The sequence below is a fragment of the Nocardioides zeicaulis genome, assembly GCF_042432345.1.
Taxonomy (GTDB): domain Bacteria; phylum Actinomycetota; class Actinomycetes; order Propionibacteriales; family Nocardioidaceae; genus Nocardioides; species Nocardioides zeicaulis.
Genome location: NZ_JBHLXH010000001.1, coordinates 904,148 through 921,805 on the forward strand (window position 1 = coordinate 904,148; position 17,658 = coordinate 921,805).

General features: G+C 73.1%; 18 protein-coding genes and 1 other RNA gene. 5 read left to right on the forward strand and 14 right to left on the reverse strand.

All coding sequences use genetic code 11. The features are described from left to right. Positions 1 to 5: 5 nt before the first annotated feature. Positions 6 to 773: an SDR family NAD(P)-dependent oxidoreductase gene (locus ACFFJG_RS04505; protein WP_378517404.1), complete on the reverse strand. Its 768-nt coding sequence runs from the start codon at positions 771 to 773 to the stop codon at positions 6 to 8. Positions 774 to 848: 75 nt separating this feature from the next. Here ACFFJG_RS04505 and ACFFJG_RS04510 point away from each other — a divergent pair, with 75 nt between their 5' ends. Then, positions 849 to 1,934 carry a phosphatase PAP2 family protein gene (locus tag ACFFJG_RS04510; RefSeq protein WP_378517405.1) on the forward strand — a complete coding sequence of 362 codons (1,086 nt, stop codon included), beginning with the start codon at positions 849 to 851 and terminating at the stop codon, positions 1,932 to 1,934. Between the two features lie 11 nt (positions 1,935 to 1,945). Here ACFFJG_RS04510 and ACFFJG_RS04515 read toward each other — a convergent pair whose 3' ends face one another. Further along, positions 1,946 to 2,356, reverse strand: coding sequence for an HIT family protein (locus tag ACFFJG_RS04515; RefSeq protein ID WP_378517406.1), 411 nt, complete (start codon positions 2,354 to 2,356; stop codon positions 1,946 to 1,948). A gap of 86 nt (positions 2,357 to 2,442) precedes the next feature. Here ACFFJG_RS04515 and ACFFJG_RS04520 point away from each other — a divergent pair, with 86 nt between their 5' ends. Beyond that, the gene (locus ACFFJG_RS04520; protein ID WP_378517407.1) at positions 2,443 to 3,063 is read left to right on the forward strand and encodes an MSMEG_6728 family protein; all 621 of its coding nucleotides are present in this window, start codon (positions 2,443 to 2,445) and stop codon (positions 3,061 to 3,063) included. Between the two features lie 24 nt (positions 3,064 to 3,087). Here ACFFJG_RS04520 and ACFFJG_RS04525 read toward each other — a convergent pair whose 3' ends face one another. Then, the gene (locus ACFFJG_RS04525) at positions 3,088 to 3,717 is read right to left on the reverse strand and encodes an alpha-ketoglutarate-dependent dioxygenase AlkB (RefSeq protein ID WP_378517408.1); all 630 of its coding nucleotides are present in this window, start codon (positions 3,715 to 3,717) and stop codon (positions 3,088 to 3,090) included. Positions 3,718 to 3,774: 57 nt separating this feature from the next. Here ACFFJG_RS04525 and ACFFJG_RS04530 point away from each other — a divergent pair, with 57 nt between their 5' ends. Further along, entirely contained in the window at positions 3,775 to 4,647 is an 873-nt protein-coding gene (locus ACFFJG_RS04530) for a cobalamin-binding protein (RefSeq protein WP_378517409.1), read from the forward strand. 4 nt (positions 4,648 to 4,651) lie between these two features. Here the strand turns inward: ACFFJG_RS04530 and ACFFJG_RS04535 are convergent, their stop codons facing one another. Beyond that, a complete protein-coding gene (locus ACFFJG_RS04535; RefSeq protein ID WP_378517410.1) occupies positions 4,652 to 5,332 on the reverse strand; it encodes a nitroreductase in 681 nt (226 codons plus the stop codon). A gap of 76 nt (positions 5,333 to 5,408) precedes the next feature. Here ACFFJG_RS04535 and ACFFJG_RS04540 point away from each other — a divergent pair, with 76 nt between their 5' ends. Together ACFFJG_RS04540 and ACFFJG_RS04545 are read left to right on the forward strand one after the other, a co-directional pair. After that, positions 5,409 to 6,641 carry a glycoside hydrolase family 6 protein gene (locus ACFFJG_RS04540; RefSeq protein ID WP_378517411.1) on the forward strand — a complete coding sequence of 411 codons (1,233 nt, stop codon included), beginning with the start codon at positions 5,409 to 5,411 and terminating at the stop codon, positions 6,639 to 6,641. Between the two features lie 51 nt (positions 6,642 to 6,692). Next, entirely contained in the window at positions 6,693 to 7,412 is a 720-nt protein-coding gene (locus ACFFJG_RS04545) for a transporter substrate-binding domain-containing protein (RefSeq protein ID WP_378517412.1), read from the forward strand. 80 nt (positions 7,413 to 7,492) lie between these two features. Here ACFFJG_RS04545 and ssrA read toward each other — a convergent pair. The 10 genes from ssrA to smpB form a co-directional block, all read right to left on the reverse strand. Continuing rightward, positions 7,493 to 7,863: a transfer-messenger RNA gene (gene ssrA, locus ACFFJG_RS04550) on the reverse strand. A 76-nt stretch (positions 7,864 to 7,939) separates the two neighbouring features. Further along, entirely contained in the window at positions 7,940 to 9,223 is a 1,284-nt protein-coding gene (locus ACFFJG_RS04555; protein ID WP_378517413.1) for a hemolysin family protein, read from the reverse strand. Positions 9,224 to 9,283: 60 nt separating this feature from the next. Continuing rightward, positions 9,284 to 10,210: an ROK family protein gene (locus ACFFJG_RS04560; RefSeq protein WP_378517414.1), complete on the reverse strand. Its 927-nt coding sequence runs from the start codon at positions 10,208 to 10,210 to the stop codon at positions 9,284 to 9,286. Further along, a complete protein-coding gene (locus ACFFJG_RS04565) occupies positions 10,207 to 11,607 on the reverse strand; it encodes a glycoside hydrolase family 3 protein (RefSeq protein WP_378517415.1) in 1,401 nt (466 codons plus the stop codon). The genes ACFFJG_RS04560 and ACFFJG_RS04565 overlap by 4 nt, the downstream gene beginning before the upstream one ends. Positions 11,608 to 11,693: 86 nt before the next feature. After that, positions 11,694 to 12,533 (reverse strand): carbohydrate ABC transporter permease, encoded by an 840-nt coding sequence (locus ACFFJG_RS04570; protein WP_378517416.1) that lies wholly within the window; start codon positions 12,531 to 12,533, stop codon positions 11,694 to 11,696. Between the two features lies 1 nt (position 12,534). Continuing rightward, positions 12,535 to 13,452, reverse strand: coding sequence for a carbohydrate ABC transporter permease (locus ACFFJG_RS04575; protein WP_378517417.1), 918 nt, complete (start codon positions 13,450 to 13,452; stop codon positions 12,535 to 12,537). A gap of 217 nt (positions 13,453 to 13,669) precedes the next feature. Continuing rightward, positions 13,670 to 14,965, reverse strand: a complete 1,296-nt coding sequence (locus tag ACFFJG_RS04580; RefSeq protein ID WP_378517418.1) for an extracellular solute-binding protein — start codon at positions 14,963 to 14,965, stop codon at positions 13,670 to 13,672. A gap of 41 nt (positions 14,966 to 15,006) precedes the next feature. Continuing rightward, a complete protein-coding gene (locus ACFFJG_RS04585; protein ID WP_378517419.1) occupies positions 15,007 to 16,140 on the reverse strand; it encodes an ROK family transcriptional regulator in 1,134 nt (377 codons plus the stop codon). A gap of 83 nt (positions 16,141 to 16,223) precedes the next feature. Next, positions 16,224 to 17,090 carry an amidohydrolase family protein gene (locus ACFFJG_RS04590; RefSeq protein ID WP_378517420.1) on the reverse strand — a complete coding sequence of 289 codons (867 nt, stop codon included), beginning with the start codon at positions 17,088 to 17,090 and terminating at the stop codon, positions 16,224 to 16,226. Positions 17,091 to 17,094: 4 nt separating this feature from the next. Continuing rightward, positions 17,095 to 17,574 (reverse strand): SsrA-binding protein SmpB, encoded by a 480-nt coding sequence (gene smpB / locus ACFFJG_RS04595; RefSeq protein ID WP_378517421.1) that lies wholly within the window; start codon positions 17,572 to 17,574, stop codon positions 17,095 to 17,097. Between the last annotated feature and the right edge of the window lie 84 nt (positions 17,575 to 17,658).

Below are 17,658 nucleotides of genomic sequence, written 5' to 3' on the forward strand. Positions count from 1 at the left end.
TCGTCTCAGCCGAGCTTGCGCCCGCCGTCGACGTAGAGCGTCTGCCCGGTGACGAAGGACGCCTCGTCGCTGCACAGGAAGGCGGCCGCGGCGGCGATGTCCTCGGGCTGGCCCACCCGGCGCACCGGGGTGGCCTCGGCGTTGAGCCGCTGCAGCTCCTCCGGCTCCATCTTGAGGCGCCGCGCGGTGGCGTCGGTCATCTCGGTGGCGATGAAGCCCGGCGCGATCGCGTTGGCGTTGATGCCGAAGGGACCGAGCTCGATGCCGAGGGTGCGGGTCAGGCCCTGGATGCCCATCTTGGCGGCCGAGTAGTTGGCCTGGCCGCGGTTGCCGAGCGCGGAGACGCTGGAGAGGTTGAGGATCTTGCCGTACTTCTGCTCCACGAACCGCGACTGCGCGGCCTTGGTCATGTTGAAGACGCCCTTGAGGTGGACGCCCATCACGATGTCCCAGTCCTCCTCGGTCATCTTGAAGAGCAGGTTGTCGCGGGTGACGCCGGCGTTGTTGACGAGGACGTGGATCCCACCGAGCTCGTCCACGACGCGCTGCACGGCCGCCTCCGCGGCGGCGCCGTCGACCACGTCGCAGGCGATGCCGACGGCCCTGGCGCCCTCGGTGAGCTCGAGGCGGCCGGCGGCCTCCTGAGCGGCTGCCTCGTCGAGGTCGAGGACCGCGATCGAGGCGCCCTCGCTCGCGAAGCGCTGCGCGATGCCGAAGCCGATCCCTCGCGCTGCTCCGGTGATGACGGCGACCCGCCCGTCGAAACGACCCATCTGGACTCCTGAGTTCTGGGGGTGTTGAGGACGTCGCCGAGGCTACCGACCCTCGCCACTGGGTACGGTTCGGGGATGGGCAGGCGTGAGTTCAGGGCCGCAGCAGTGGTGGCCGTCGTGATGGCGGTGGTGGCGGCGCTCGTCGCGTGGACCCACCACCTCCCGCTGCGCGACCCCGACGGAGCCTCGTTGCCCACGTGGTTCCGGCTCCCAGTGATCGTCGGGGCGGCCGTGGTCCTCGACATCCTGGCGCGGTGGGTGCTGCTGCGCCGGCGCGGCGGCGCGCGGGTGAGCCTCCGCTCGGTGGCCGTCGAGCGCTGGGACCGCGAGCAGTGGGCCTTCACCCTGAGTGGCCTGGTGACCTGGTACGTCGCCTACGTCGCGTTCCGCAACCTCAAGAGCTACGTCCCGTTCGTCACCGACCGGCTGGCCGACCCGGCGCTCGAGCGGATCGACCACGCGATGTGGCTGGGCCACGACCCGGCCGTGGTGCTGCACGGCGTCCTCGGCACCGGCGTCGCCAACTGGGTGGCCGCCTCGGTCTACCTGATCTGGATCGGGCTGGTGCCGGCGAGCCTGGCGATCGCGCTGGTCTGGACGCGCCGCTCGACGGCCGGCGCCTGGTACGTCACCGCGGTCTCGATGGACTGGATGATCGGCGCGATCCTCTACTACGCGGTGCCCTCGCTCGGCCCGACGTACGCCCGCCCGGAGTGGTTCGACTCCCTGGCCCACACGCCCAACACGTCCGTGCGCGACGCGCTGCTGGCCGACCGCGTCGAGGTGCTGGCCGGGCCGTGGGACACCCACGCCGTCCAGACGATCGCGGCGTTCGCCTCGCTGCACGTGGGGGTGATGGTGACGATCTGCCTCATGGTCGAGGTGATGCGCCTTCCCCGCGCGCTCCGGGTGGCTGCGTGGACCTTCCTCGCCCTCACGATGATGGCGACGGTCTACCTCGGCTGGCACTACTTCGCCGACGTGCTGGCCGGCATCGTGGTGGGCACCGCGGCGTTCGTCATCGCCGCCGTCGCCACCGGCAACCCCCTGGCCAAGCGCGAGCAGCCCTGGACCTTCCGCGGGGCGGTCGACCTCGCCGCCCCCGTGCCGGTGGGCCGGGTATCCGACGACGACCCCGACCAGGTCGGCTCGCGCGGCTGACCAGCCCGGGCTCAGGCCAGGGCGTCCCGGAGGCGTTCGGCGTGGGCCTCGGCCTCGCCGTCGGCGTACTTCGTGCGTGGCCAGAAGAACCCCCGCAGCCCGTCGCCCTTGGTGCGCGGCACGACGTGCAGGTGCAGGTGGGGCACCGACTGGCTCACCGTGTTGTTGATCGCGACGAACGACCCCTGTGCGCCGAGCCCGTCCTTGACGGCCGTCGCGAGGCGCTGGGCTGCGGCCAGGAAGCCGTCGCGCAGGTCGGCGGGCAGGTCGGGCAGCGTCTCGACGTGCTCGCGCGGGACCAGCAGGACGTGGCCCTTGAAGACGGGCCGGGTGTCGAGGAACGCCACCAGGTCGTCGGTCTCGAGCACGACGTGCCCGGGGAGCTCGCCGGCGACGATCTGGCAGAAGACGCAGTCGCTCATGGCGGCCAGTCTGCCCGCAGCCACCGACGGCGCGACCCGTCATCGGGGTGGGGCGCGGCCCCGCGGGCGTGCCTAGGGTCGAGGAGGTGCAGACGTTCCTCCCGTACGCCGACTTCGCCGCCTCGGTGCGCGCGCTTGACCAGAAGCGGATGGGCAAGCAGCGCGTCGAGGTGATCCAGGTCGTGCGCGCGCTGACGGTCGCGGACTACGCCTGGCGCCACCACCCCGCTGCGCTGATGTGGCGCGGCCACGAGGAGGCGCTCGGCCGCTACGGCCTGGCGTGCTGCCAGGCGTGGCTCGACCTCGGCCACGGCGACACCTGTGCGGCCACGATCGCCGCCGACCTGGCCACGGCCGGCGTGACGTCGATCCGGTCGCAGGACGAGCTGGCCGCGGCGGGCGCGCTCCCACCCTGGCTCGGCGACCCCGACCTCCACCGCAGCCACCAGTCGGCGCTCGTGCGCAAGGACCCCGACTTCTACCGACCGCTGTTCCCCGACGTGCCCGACGACCTCCCCTACGTCTGGCCCGTCCGCTCCCCCGCGGTCGTCGAGGCCGAGCGCCGCAAGGCGGAGAACGCCGCGAGGCGCGAGCAGCGTGCCGCCGAACGCCTCCTCGCCGACGCCGAGCGCGCCCGGGAGCGGCGCAGCCGCGCGGCGAGGAAGGCGTGGGACACCCGGCGTAGGCGGCAGGCCGAGGGCAGCTGAGCGACCGGTCAGGCGCGCCCCGCCTCAGTCGGGTCGGGACTGGCTCGACGCCGCGAAGTTCACGCTGATGCGCGGGCCGGAGGGGCCGGCGTCCTTGGGCACCGAGTGGCGCCAGTCGACCTGGCAACGGCCACCCATCACGATCAGGTCACCGGCCAGTGGCCGGAACGTCCGGCTCGGGCCGCCCTGCGTCGGCCGCACCAGGAAACGCCGCGGGGCGCCCAGGCTCAGCACCGGGACGATGCACTCGCGCCGGCGCGCCGAGGCACCGTCGCCGTGCCATCCGGTGCTGTCGCGGTGGGTCCGGTAGAGGTTGATCCACAGGCGGTCGTAGGCGACGCCGTAGTGCGCGGTCAGCGCACGCGCCATGTGTCGCAGCGCCTCGGGGGCGCCGTCGAGGTCGGGGTGCTCAGCGGTCAGGCGGGGCTCCTCGAGCCTCGTGCCGTACATCCAGCGCGAGCGCTGCTGCCAGTCGGCTCCCGCGAGCAGGTCCCGGAACAGCTCGTCGGCGTCGGCGCCGAGAAGCCAGCCCGGGACGTGCTCCACCCAGGAGTGCGCGTCGAGCCGCACCCGGTGTGCGGTGCCGAACGTCTCGTCCACCCCGGAGGCACGACCGTCGCCGTCGCCGAAGAGCGGGAGGGCGCTGTCGTCCATGGTCGAGTCCTACCAGCCGCCACCGACAACCGCCGGGCGAGCGCCTAGGCTCGCCCGGTGCGCATCGTCTCGCTGATCCCCTCCGCCACGGAGATCCTCTTCGCCGTCGGCGCCGGTGACGACGTCGTGGGCGTGACCTTCGAGTGCGACCACCCGCCCGCTGCGCGCGAGCGCCGCGTGGTGTCGACCTCGGCCATGCCGGAGGACCTCTCCCCGGGCGAGATCGACGACTTCGTCACCGCGGCCATGGCACGCGGCGAGGACCTCTACCGCCTCGACGCGGGTGCGCTCGCCGACCTCGACGCCGACCTGGTCGTGACGCAGGACCTCTGTGCCGTGTGCGCGGTCGACGTCGACACCGTGGACGACGCGCTGGCCCACCTCGGCTGCCGGGCGCAGGTGGCCACGCTCGACCCGCACACCATGGACGACGTGCTCGGCACGGTCACCGAGGTCGGTCGCCTGACCGGGCGCGAGGAGCAGGCGGCCGCGCTGGTCTCCTCGTTGCGGGGGCGCCTGGCGGCGGTCGCTGCACGCGTCGCGGGTCGCCCGCGACCCCGCGTGCTGGTGCTGGAGTGGACCGATCCGCCCTTCACCCCCGGGCACTGGATCCCGGAGATGGTCACCCTCGCCGGCGGCGAGCCGACGCTCGGGACGGCGGGGGCGCGCTCCGGGCGCACGACGTGGGAGGAGGCGACCGCGTCGGCCCCCGACGTGGTGGTCGTGGCGCCGTGCGGCTTCGACCTCGACGGAAGCGCCGGGCTCGCGGCCGGCGTACGCCACCACTTCCCCGACCTGCCCGTGTGGGCGGTCGACGCCGACGGGCACTTCGCCCGGCCGGGTCCGCGGCTGGTCGACGGGGTCGAGGCGCTCGCCGCCCTCCTGCACCCCGAGCCCGGTGCCGCGCCCGCCGCGGCACGCGAGGTCTGAGCCGTCAGTAGCGGTGCCGGCGCACGACGTCGTCGAGCCCGGCGCGCGAGGTGCGGAACCGGTTGACCGGGTGGTCGGTGTCGGCGTACCCGAAGGAGATCCCGACGACCACGAGGCGGTTGTCGGGCAGGCCGAAGTGCTCGCGGACGAGCGAGGGGTACGCCGCCAGCGCCGCCTGGGGCGCGGCTGCGAGGCCGAGCGCCTGCGCGCCGAGCAGGAACGACTGCACCCAGAGCCCGCAGTCGATGGCGCCGTAGGTGCCGAGGTCGGCCTCGGTCGTGACGAGCGCGACGTGGGGGGCGTCGAAGAGCTCGAAGTTGCGCAGGGTCTGCTCGAGGCGCCGCCCGGCGTCGTCCTTCGCGATGCCGACGCTGTCGTAGAGCTGGAAGCCGCACTCGCGGCGGCGGTCGCGGTAGACGCCGTCGTAGGCCGGCGGGAAGGCGAGGTCGGGGTGCTGCGGGTGGGCCATCACGTGCTCGGCCAGCGCCGCGCGGAACCGGTCGGTGGCCGCGCCGCTGGTGACGTCGACCTGCCAGGGCTGGGTGTTGCACCACGACGGCGTGCGCTGCGCCAGGGCCAGGAGCCGCTCGATGTCGGCGTCCGGCACCGGGTCGGGACGGAACTGGCGACAGGTCCAGCGCTCGTCCAGCAGACGGGCCAGCGTGTCGAACGACTCGGTGCTCACGGGCCCATCCTGCCGTCGGACCGAAATCCACAAAACACCCACAGCGCGCGTCGGGCTCGCGCACCATGGCAGCACCATGCTCCCCGCCCGCCTCCTCGCCCGCGTCCTCTCCTCCGCCGCCCTCCTCGCCGTGCCGGTGGCCGCGACCCACGCGGACGCCGTCGTCCCGGACCGCGACCGGGTCGGGGCCGCGTCGTCCTCCTACTCCCCCTCCTCGTCCTCCTCCTCGGCCGACGGCGCCGCGCGTGCGCGGGCCGCGCAGCCGGTGTGGCTCGGACCGGTCGCGCCGCACCAGCAGAACCCGACCAACCCGCTCGCCGGCCGGGTGTGGGGCGCGTACGAGGGGCCGCAGGACCAGGTGTGGCGCCCCTGGACCGAGGCGACCGGTGCCACAAAGGCCGCGCTCGCAACGATCGCCGAGCGCCCGCGCACCAAGTGGTACGGCGCGTTCGTGCCCGACACCTCGATCCGCAGCACCGTCACCGACTACGTCGCGTCCTCGCAGGACGGCGATCCCGAGGCGCTGGTGCAGATGGCGGTCTTCCGGATGGTGCCGTGGGAGGGCGAGGCCTGCACCCGGCCCACCACCCCCGCCGAGGCCGCGAGCTACCGCGCGTGGGTCTCTCAGCTCGCCGCGGGCATCGGCGAGGCGCACGCCCTCGTCGTGATGCAGCCCGACGGGCCGTTCCTGCTCTGCGCCCCCGACCGCAAGCAGAAGTCCGAGCTGCTGACCTGGGCCACCCAGACGCTGAGCGCGCTGCCGAACACGAGCGTCTACATCGACGCCGGTGCCGCCGACTGGTGCGAGAACGGCACGTCGCAGCAGTCCACGAGCTGCGCGAAGATCCTCGAGCTCTCGGGCATCCAGTACGCCCGCGGGTTCGCCCTCGACTCCACCCACTACACCGGGCCGGTCGAGAACATCGACCGCGGCACCGAGATCCTCCAGATCCTCGCCGCCGACGGCTACGGCGAGAAGCACTTCATCGTCGACACCGCGAAGTCCGGCCGCCCGACGATGTGGCCCGACATCGTCCCGGCGACGAAGAAGGACCTGAAGAACAACGCCCGCACGTGCACGACCCGGAAGATGAAGCGCTGCGTCACCCCCGGCATCCCGCCCACCCCGCGCCCCGCCGACCCCCAGTGGGGCCTGCCCGCCGCGCAGCGCCGGATCGCGGCCCAGTACGTCGACGGCTTCGTGTGGTTCGGCCGCCCCTGGCTGTTCAACCAGGCCGACCCCTTCGTCGCCCAGCGCGCGCTCGACATGGTCCGCACCACGCCCTGGACCGCCACCGGCCCCCGCTGACCCGTCGAACGGCGCCACCGCGCGTCACGCCGCCCCTGCCACGATGGCGACATGCTCACCCACGACCTCGCCCACGAGCTCGCCCCGACCGGCAGCCTGCGCGCCTCGATCAACCTCGGCAACCCCGTGCTCGCCCAGGGCACGCCCGACGACCCCGCCGGCGTCACGGTCGACCTCGCGCGCGCGCTCGGCGCCCGGCTCGGCGTGCCGGTCGAGCTCCTGTGCTTCGACGCCGCCCGTGACTCGTTCGCGGCGGTCGAGGACGGCCGCGCCGACGTGTGCTTCCTCGCCGTCGACCCCGCCCGCGCCGAGGCGATCGCCTTCTCCGCGCCGTACGCCGTCATCGAGGGCGTCTTCGTCGTCGCGGACGGCTCGCCGCTCGCGACCGCCGACGACGTCGACCGGCCCGGCGTGCGGGTCGGGGTGAAGAAGGGGTCGGCCTACGACCTCCACCTGACCCGCACCCTGACGCAGGCCGAGGTGGTGCGCGGCAGCGAGGGCACCACGGTCTTCCTCGACGAGGGCCTCGAGGTCGGCGCCGGGATCCGGCAGCCGGTGACCGACCTCGTCGCCGCCCGTCCCGGCCTGCGCGTGCTGGAGCCGCACTTCATGGAGATCCGGCAGGCCGTCGGCATCCCGCGCTCGCGCAGCGACGCCGCTGTCGCCTTCGTCCACGACCTCGTGGAGGAGCTGAAGGCCGACGGCTTCGTCGCCGACGCGCTCACCCGCTCGGGGCGCACGGACGCCTCGGTCGCCCCTCCGGCCGATTGAGCCGGAGCAGCACGACGCCCCGGCGGGAAGCCCGCCGGGGCGTCGTGTGGTGTCTCATGAGGGCTGGTGCTGGCTGGTGCTGGTGGAGCTGCGGGGAATCGAACCCCGGTCCTCGAGCGCCGATCCAGGTCTTCTCCGGGTGCAGTCGGTGATGTCGCTTTTCTCGGCCCCGGTGCTCGCACAGACACGTCACCGACGGGCTCAGTCAGGAAAGAGTCCCGGTCACCCCTCCTGACAGAGAGTGACCAGCAAGTCTCCTAGATGAGGCCTGGGTCCGGGACGGAGACGGATGCCCGGTCAGACCCTTCGATCACTGCTCAGGCAGCGAGAGCGAAGTCGTTGCGCTTGGAGTTGGCAACTATGGATTTCCAGCGGACATTAACGAGATGACGCTGGCTTCTCGACCCGCTTCCCCTGGAACTAACGTCCCAAGTCGAAACCGATCAGCCCCTCTTGAGTTGTGACTCGATCATACGGGTCAACGCCGACAGCCGTCGCGCGCATTCCCCCGAGGGTCCGGGAGGACCTCAGTCCTCGGCCGCGGCGGGCTGCGGCTCGGGCTCCAGCGGCTGGTGCAGGCGCACCCGGGTGATCCGGTGCCCGTCGACCTCCGCGACCTCGAGCAGGTGGTCGCCCGCCGCGACGCGGTCGGCGACGTCGGCCATCCGGGCGAGCCGGTGGAGCACGTAGCCGGCGACCGTCTCGTAGGGCCCGTCCTGGAGCGCGACGCCGGAGCGGTCCGCGAAGTCCTCGATGGTGAGTCCGGCATCGTAGGTCTCGGGGTCGGCCGAGGCCTCGAGCTCGGCGTCGCGGTCGTACTCGTCGCGGATCTCGCCGACCAGCTCCTCCATCAGGTCCTCGAGCGTGACGATGCCGTCGGTGCCGCCGTACTCGTCGACGACGAGCGCGATGTGGGCGCCGAGGCGGCGCAGCTGGTCGATGGAGGGCAGCACGCGGTTGGTGCGCGGGAGCACGGGGAGGTCGCGGGCGAGGTCGGCGACGGTGCGGGTGCGGTCGTCGGCGTGGCCGAGCACGTCGCGGAGGTGGAGGTAGCCCAGCACCTCGTCGAAGCTCTGGCCGGTGACGGGGTAGCGCGTGTAGGGCTCGGAGGCGATGACCTGCACGGCGTCGGCGAGCGTGAGGTCGCCGCGGAGGAAAACCACGTCACCGCGCGGCTTCATCACCTCGCTCAGCGACCGGTCACCGGCGTCGAAGACGTCGTCGACCAGCTTGCGCTCGTCCTCGGGGATGTCCTCGTGGCCCGAGATCATCATCCGCAGCTCGTCCTCGTCGACCTCGTCGCCGGAGGCGTCGGGGTTGCCACCGAGCACCTTGACGAGCGCGTCGGTCGACAGCGAGAGCAGCCAGATCACCGGCGTCATCACGCGGGCGAAGACGCCGAGCGGCGGCGCGAAGAGCTTGGACACCCCGACCGAGCGCTGGAGCGCGAGCCGCTTGGGCACCAGCTCGCCGAGCACGAGCGAGAGGTAGGACACCACCAGGGTCGTGACCACGAGGGAGACGGTCTCGGGGCCCGGCACGCCGGCGCCCTCGAACGCCGGCGCGAACGACGGCGCGAGCGTCGAGGCGCCGAACGCGGCGGAGAAGAAGCCGGCGACGGTGACGCCGATCTGCACCGCGGACAGGAAGCGGTTGGGATCGCGGGCGAGGGACGCGACGGCGTGGCCGCGGCCGCCCTCGGCCTCCAGACGGTCGACCTGGCCGGCGCGCAGCGACACCAGGGCGATCTCGGTCGCCGCGAACACACCCCCGACGAGGATGAACGCGAGCACGAGCAGGACGTCGATCACGCGCTCAACCTAGCGAGCCGGGCCGAACCGGCGTCCGTGCTCCGTGCCCCGCCGGCCCTGTCAGCGCCCGCGGATCGCCGCGCCGACCGCCGAGACCGGGAAGCCGGGCGGCACCATGACCAGCCGCTCCCCGAGCTCGAGCGAGGCCAGGAACGGCGACCCCTCCCCCAGCCGCGCGAGCTGGTCGACCACGCCGCGGCGCAGCGGCTCGCCGACCTCGGCGACGCCGCCGCCGACCACGATGCGCTCGGGGTCGATCGTCAGGCCCAGCACGCGCACCGCGCTCGCCACGCCCCAGCAGTACCGGTCACGCACGGCGACGGCCTTCTCGTCGCCGGCGTCGGCCGCGGAGAAGAGCGCGGTCGAGGGGAAGCCGCGCGTCGTCGGCCAGGCGCGGGCGAGGGCGCGACCCGAGGCGAACGTCTCCAGGCAGCCGCGCTGGCCGCAGCCGCACACCTCGCCGGCCGGGTCGACGGGCACGTGCCCGATCTCGCCCGCCGCTCCGTGCGGACCGCGTCGCAGCCGGCCGTCGAGGACCAGGCCGGCGGCGAGGCCGGTGCCGAGGCTGAGGTAGACCACGTCGTCCGCACCGGTGAGCGCGCTCGCGGCCAGCGCGGCGGCGTTGACGTCGTTCTCCACCGCCACCGGCCGGCCGAGCAGCTCGGAGAGCAGGTCGCGCAGCGGCAGGTCGGCGCCGTCGACGCCGAGGTTGACCGCGTGGCGCAGCACCCCGCGGCCGACGTCGACCAGGCCCGGGACACCCACGCCGAGGCGGCCGTCGAGCGCGAGACCGGTCTCCGTGCGCAGCGACTCGAAGACCGCGTGCGCGGTCGCGACGACCCCGTCGGCGCCCGGCTCGGTGGGCAGGCGCACCTGCGCCAGCACCGAGCCGTCGGCGTCGAGGACCACGCCGTGGGTCTTGGTGCCGCCGATGTCGAGCCCGACCGAGCGGGACCCGGCGAGCGCGGGGTGCAGGTCGGCGTTCACCGCGACCACCCCGCCTCGCGCAGCAGCGCCTCGACGGCGGCGACGGCGGGCGCGGACGAGCCGCGGGTGCAGATCCGAGGCCACCCGGTGTCGTACGGCGTGGGCCAGCCCCACTCCACGACGACGCCGGGGCGACCCGACACGGCGAGGCTGCGGAGGAGGTCGAGGACCTCGGGGCGGCGGCCGGCGTCGCGCACCTGCACGACGAGCGGCGGTCCGTCCGGGAGGCCGGCGAGCGACCCGGCGAGGTCGGCCGGGTCGAGGCGGTGGTCCGGCTCGACACCCCACGCCACCTCGCCGACCGCGATGTTGGCGGTCGTCTCCACCGACACGACGACGGCACCGGTGAGGTCGGGCAGCGCCCCGTCGCGCAGCAGCGCCGCGCCCGCCGCCGCGACCTGGCGGTCGTGGTCGGGCAGCGTGATGTCGGCGGTGCGCTCGAGGCGCATCGCGCGGACCCGCTCGGCGGACTCCGCCAGCCGGCCCGCGTCGAGGCGGCCCTGCTCGACCGCGGCCACGACGGCGTCGCGGACCTCCTCGACCAGCGAGGCGGGCTTGTCGGGGCCGATGCAGAGCAGGTCGCAGCCGGCGACGAGCGCCTGGACGGCCGCCTCGGGGATGCCGACCTCGGCGGACGCACCGGCCATGTCGAGGGCGTCGCTGACGATCACCCCGTCGAACTCCAGCACGTCGCGCAGCATCGCGAGCACCACCGGGCTGAGGGTGGCGGGACGGTCCGGGTCGAGCGCGGGCACCACGATGTGCGAGGTCATCACCGCCACCGTGCCGGCCTCGATCGCCGCGTCGAAGGGCACCAGCTCGCGCGCGGCGAGCGTGTCGGCGTCGACGTCGACGCGGGGCAGCGCGAGGTGGCTGTCGGTCGCGGTGTCGCCGTGGCCGGGGAAGTGCTTGGCGCAGGCGCCGACGCCCGCGGACTGCAGCCCGCGGGTCCACGCCGCGACGTGGGCGGCCACCCGGTGGGGCTCCGTGCCGAAGCTGCGGGTGCCGATCACGGGGTTGCGCGGGTCGCTGTTGACGTCGGCGTCGGGCGCGAGGTCGAGGGTGACCCCGACCGAGGCGAGCTCGTGGCCGACCCAGGCGCCGACGGCCTCGGTGAGGTCGACGTCGTCCGCGCCGCCGAGCGCCGCCGCTCCGAGCACGGGGCTGGGGGCGCGGGTGTGCAGGCGGCTGACGTCGCCGCCCTCCTCGTCGACCGCGATGACGGCGTCGGGGTTGGCCGCCCGCACGGCCGCCCCGAGCGCTGCCGTGGCCGCGTGGCCGCCGGCGGTGTTGCTGCCGAACCAGCACACCCCGCCGAGCCCCTGCTCCAGCAGCGCCCGGTAGTCGTCGGGCAGCGTGGTGCCCTCGAAGCCGGGCAGCAGCACCTGCAACGCCAACCTCTGGAGACTGTCGGGGGCATCGGGGTCCCCGCGGCGTTGTTCGGGGGAGCGCAGCGGAGGAGAAGAACGTCGTGGGGTGGTCGTCATCCCTTCACGGCTCCTGCGGTGAGGCCGCTCGCCATCCGCCCCTGCACGACGAGGAAGAAGACGATCACCGGCACCGCAATGAGCGTGGAGCCGGCCATGATGCCGCCCCAGTCGGTGCCGCGGTTGACGTCGGTGAAGGTCGACAGCCACAGCGGCAGCGTGCGGTGGTCCTCGCGGGTCATCACGACGAGCGCGAGAGTGAACTCGTTCCACGCCTGGATGAAGCCGAAGACGCCGGTCGCGACCAGGCCGGGGGCCAGCAGCGGGAAGGTGACCCGGAAGAACGCCTGGGTGCGGGTGCAGCCGTCCATCATCGCCGCCTCCTCCAGCTCGTAGGGCACGCCCTCGACGAAGCCGCGCAGCGTCCAGATCGTGAAGGGCAGCACGCCGGCGACGTAGACCAGCGTGAGGCCGACGACGGTGTTGAGCAGGTCCATCGCCTCCAGCATCTTGTACTGGGAGATGAACAGTCCCTCCGCCGGGATCATCTGGATGACCAGCAGCGTGACGATGAAGGAGATCCGGCCGCGGAAGCGGAAGCGCGAGACCGCGACGGCCGCGACGAAGGCGAACGCCAGCGCGATCACCAGGGTGCACCCGGTGACGACCAGGCTGGTGCGCATCGCGTCGAGGAACTGGCCGGTCGAGAAGACCGTGCGGAAGTTGTCGAGGTCGCCGCCGAACGGCACCCAGGTCGGCACCGGGTTGCGGATCTGGTTGCGGTCGAGGAACGAGCTGTTGACCATCCAGTAGACCGGGAACGCCGCGAGCACGAAGGCCACCAGGCCGACGGTGTTGGCGGCCCAGCGGACCGGGCGGGGTGCGGTGCGGGACATGTCAGGCCTGCCTCTCCTGCCGGAGCATCGCGCGGACGTAGGGCGCGGTGAGCACGACGGTCAGCGCGAGCATGAAGACCGCCACGGCCGCCGAGGTGCCGAAGTCGCCGCCGCCGATGCCGAGGCGGTAGATGTAGGTGCCGAGGAGGTTGGTGTCGCGGGCCGAGCCGCCGGCCTCCTGGAGGATGTAGATCTGGGTGAACACGCGCAGGTCCCAGATGACCTGGAGCAGCCCGACCACCAGCAGCACCGGGCGGATGGTGGGCAGCACGATCGAGGTCAGCCGCTGCCGGGCGCTGGCGCCGTCGATCTCGGCGGCCTCCTCGAGCTCCTCGGGCAGCTGGGTGAGCGCGGCGTACACCGTGAAGGCGACGAACGGCACGCTCATCCAGACCACGATGACGGTGGCGACGAAGAAGAACGACAGCGGTCGCAGCAGCCACCCGTGGCCCTCGTAGTCGGCGCCGAGCTGGGTGAGGAGGTAGTTCACGACGCCGTACTGGGTGTCGAAGAGCCACTGCCACACCGTCAGCGACGCGACCACCGGCATCGCCCACGCGAGCAGCAGCCCGGTCTGGGTGAGCAGGCGCACCCACCGCGACATCGAGCGCATCACGACGGCCAGGCCGACACCGAGCACCATGGTCAGCGCCGCGTTGACCAGGCAGAAGACCACCGTGCGGGCGGTGACGCGCCACAGGTACGCGTCGGTGACGAGCGCGCGGTAGTTCTCCAGGCCCACCCACTCCGGCGGCCGCCCGAACTGCTGGGCCAGCCCGAACTCCTGGAACGACAGCACCAGCTGGCGCACGAGGGGGTAGCCCAGCGCGAGGCAGAGGGCCAGCACGGCCGGCACGAGCAGGACGTACGGCAGCGGGTCGCGGCGGCGCGGGCGCGGCGGGGTGGTGCCTGGTTCCACCGGCGGCTCCCCTCCTCGCTGCTGTCGTGCCTGCTGACCTGCCTGCTGACCTGCCTGCTGACCTGCCTGCACCGGGCGTGCGTCCGGTCGCGGGTCGGTGGTGGTGCTCGTCCCGTGGGTGCTCATCGGGTCCTCGCCTCCGGTCCTCATCATCGCGTGGGCAGGCCTCGGCGGGGGCAGCGGCTGGCGCCGCCCCCGCCGGGACCGTCCGTGGGGGTCAGCCGTTGAGCTGGCCGTCCATCTGCTCGTCGGCCTTCGTGGCGAGCTCCTTGACGTCACCGCCCTGGGCGATGGCGCTGAACAGGTCCTCGAGGACCCGCGAGCCCTCGACGTTGGCCCAGCCCGGCGCGGCCGGGGTGAGCTTGGCGTTGGACGCGGCCTCGATCGTCGCGGCGGCGTACTCGTCGTCGCCGAGCAGCGAGGCGAGCGACTCCTTGGCGGGCGTGAGGCCGGCCTCGGCCATGATCGTCTGGTAGTCGTCGCTGAGCATCAGCGCGACCGCCTTCTGCGCGAGGTCCTGGTTCGGCGACTTCGCGGCGATGGCGATGTCGGACCCGCCGAGCAGCACCGGCGCCGGGGAGCCGTCGTTGCCGGGGAGCGCGAAGACGCCCATCTGCTTGGCGAAGGTGTCCGGGCAGCCGGTGTCCTCGGCCTCGATCAGGCCCTTGACCCAGCCGGGCGTCGACATCATCCCGACCTCACCGGCGCAGAACGGCGTCCACGGGTCGGCCTCGTTGCCGTCCTTCGGGGCGCCCGAGGCGTCCTCGAAGAGCTGCTGGGCCATCTCCAGGCCGGCGATCGACTCGTCGGAGGCGAGCGCGCCCTTCCACTCCCCGCCGTCGTCGACGGCGAGGTCGCCACCGGCCGCCCAGACGAACGCGGCGCCGTTGCGCCAGTCCTGGCCGGGGAACCAGAAGCCGGAGAAGTTGGCCGGCTTGGGGTTGGCCTCCTTGAGCGCGACCGCGGCGTCGACGAACTCGTCGAGCGTCGTCGGCACCTCGAGGCCCGCCTTCTCGAGCAGGTCCTTGCGGTAGAAGATGTACTTCGAGCCGGCGTAGTAGGGCACGGCGTAGGTCTTGCCGTCGATGGTGGCGCCTTCGACGAAGCCGGGCAGCAGGTCGTCGCCGCCGAGGTCGCCGAGCGCGCCGGTCATGTCGGTGAAGGCGCCCGCCGAGGTGAAGGTCGGGGCCTGGGTGTTGCCGATCTCGACGACGTCGGGGGTCTCGGACTCGCTCGAGAGCGACGTGGTGAGCTTCTCGACCAGGCCGTCCCACTCCTGCTGCTCGATGGTCAGCGTGGAGCCGGGGTTCTCCTCCTCGAAGGTCTTCTTGAGCCAGTCGCGGGCCTCCTGCGGGGTGTCGGTGCCGTTGAGCCAGACCCGGATGTCGGCCGACTCCGGTCCCCCCTCGTTGTTGCTGCTGCCGGACGGGTCGTCGTCGCTGCCGCACGCGGCGAGCGTGGTGAGGGCGAGCGCGGTGACCGCCAGACCGGTCAGCGACTTCTTGATGCGCACCACAGGTGTCCTCTCGGTGGGTGGGGTGGTGGGGCGGGCGCTCACGAGACGCCCAGCTCTCCGGCCAGGACCAGGACCGCCGCACCGACGACGACGACGTCCTCGCCCAGCTTGGAGGTGCGGACGGTCAGGCCGGCCGAGCTGATCGGCATGGTCCGTTCGCGGATGGTCCGGTCCGCTGCGTCGAGCAGCGGTCCGTCGAGCAGCTCTGTGGGGCCGGACAGCACGACCTCGTGGAGGTTGAGCGCGGCCACGAGGGGGGCGAGGACCTCGCCCAGGCGGGTGCCGACCTCGGCCAGCACGGCGGCGCCGTCGACGCCCGGCTCGGACGTACGCCGGCGCAGGCGCGGTGCGGACAGGATCGTCTCCAGGCAGCCGGTGCGCGAGCAGGCGCACTCCTCGCCGTCGGGGTCGACCACGACGTGGCCGATCTCGCCCGCGGCCCCGAGGTGGCCATGGAGGAGCGAGCCCCCGACCACGAGCCCGGCGCCGACACCGGTGCCGACCCGGATCACCATCAGGCCGCCGTCGCCGGACTCGCCGAAGGTGTGCTCGCCGAGGACGGCGGTGTTCGCGTCGTTGGCGACGAAGACCGGCAGGTCGAACTCGTCGTCGAGGCGCTCGGCGAGCGCCAGGTCGGTCCAGGCCAGGTTGGGGGCGTCGACCACGGTGCCGGCGCTGTCGACGATGCCCGGGCTGCCGACGCCAATGCCGAGGACGGGGCGCTCGGTCATCGCCCGCAGCGCGGTGACCAGGTGGACGACCAGGCCCACCGCCTCCTCCCCCACGGCGCCGTCGACGTGCACGGTGTGGTGGGCGAGGACGGTGCCGGCGAGGTTGACCACGGCGCCGGTCATCCGGTCGGTCTCGGAGAGGTCGAGGGCCAGGACGTGGTGGGAGTCCGCCGCCAGGCCGACGAGCGTGGGGGGCTTGCCGACCCGGCTCTCGGCGGGGGCTCCGAGCTCGCTCACCAGTCCGTCGGCCAGCATCTCGCCGACCAGGTCCGAGACCGTCACCCGGGTCAGGCCGCTCGCCCGGGCGAGGTCGGCACGGCTGGCCGGTCCCTCCCGGAACAGCTGCTGGAGCAGCAGCGAGCGGTGGTGGCGGCGGGCGTCCTCCTGGAGGAGCTTGCCCTGGGGACGGAGCGGCCGTCCGACTGGTGTGTGCGGTGTCACATTAGTTAGTTCATCGCACTTACTTATCCCCCGTCAAGGGTTGAGGCGCCCCTGTCTTCCCGCGGTCTGGTCCGGAGCGGTGGTCAGCCGAGGAGGGCGACGGTGTTGCCCCAGCACACGGCGCGCAGCCAGTCGTCCCCCAGGTCGAGCCGGGCGAGCGCCTCGAGCTGGACGCCGTAGGGATAGGGGATGTTCGGGAAGTCGCTGCCGAGGTGCACCTTGCCGGCGAGGCCGAGGTCGCGCAGCCGCGGCAGCAGCCCGGGCGGGTAGGCCCCGCCCATCTCCTCGAAGAACGGCGTGAAGGCCATCGTGGTGTCGAGCGCGACCCGCTCGTGGTCCTCGGCGAGGGCAAGGAAGTCGGCGTACTCCGGCGCACCCGCGTGGGCGATCACCAGCCTCAGCCGCGGGTGACGGCGCAGCAGCGCGGCGACCGGACCGGGGCCGGTGTAGGGGGTGGCGACGGGTCCGCTGCCGGCGTGGAGGACCACCGGTGTGCCGGTGTCGGCCACCACTCCCCACGCCGCGTCGAGCAGCGGGTCGGTGACGTCGAACGCCCCGACCTGCACGTGCACCTTCCACACCTCGACCGTCTCGCTGCGCGCGCTGACGTACGACGTCACGCCGGGCTCGGGGAAGAACGTGCCGCACACCGCCGACTCGGGCACGCGCGCGGCGAACCCGGCGGCCCAGTCGTTGAGGAACTCGGCCATCTCGGGCCGGTGGGCGTAGGGCAGCGCGGTGAAGCGGCGGACGCCGAAGGAGCGCAGCACCTCGACCAGCGCGTCGTCCTCGTCGCGGTAGTGCAGGGGCCAGGGTCGGCCGATGAGCGGGCCGGCCTCGTCGAACTGGGCGCGGACCTTGGCCATCACCCGCGGCGGCAGGAAGTGGGTGTGCAGGTCCTGCAGCCCGGGGATGCCGAGCTCGGTCGCGAACGTGCGGGGATCGCTCACCCGCTCAGTCCCGGTGCCCCTTGAGCCGGCGCTGGAGGGCGTCGACCTTCTCGCGGTTGGCGGTGCGCTCGGCGAGCGTGTGGCGCTTGTCGTAGGATTTCTTGCCCTTCGCGAGCGCGATCTCGACCTTGGCGCGGCCGTCCTTGAAGTAGAGCGAGAGCGGGACGATCGTGTAGCCCTTGTCGGTGATCTTGCGCTCGATCTTGTCGATCTCGGAGCGGTTGAGCAGCAGCTTGCGGCGCCGGCGGGCGGCGTGGTTGGTCCACGTGCCCTGGCTGTACTCGGGGATGTGGACGCCGAGCAGCCACGCCTCGCCGTTGTCGATCTCGGCGAACCCGTCGACGAGCGACGCGCGGCCCTGGCGCAGCGACTTCACCTCGGTGCCCATGAGCACCAGGCCCGCCTCCCACGTGTCCTCGATGTGGTAGTCGTGCCGCGCCTTCTTGTTCTGCGCGACCAGCTTCTGGCCCTGCTCCTTCGCCATGGGTCCATTGTCCCAGAAGGTGTCCAGTGGGTTGTCCCCGCCGGGCTCGCGCCGGGCTCGCGTCGGGCGACCAGATCGGGACTC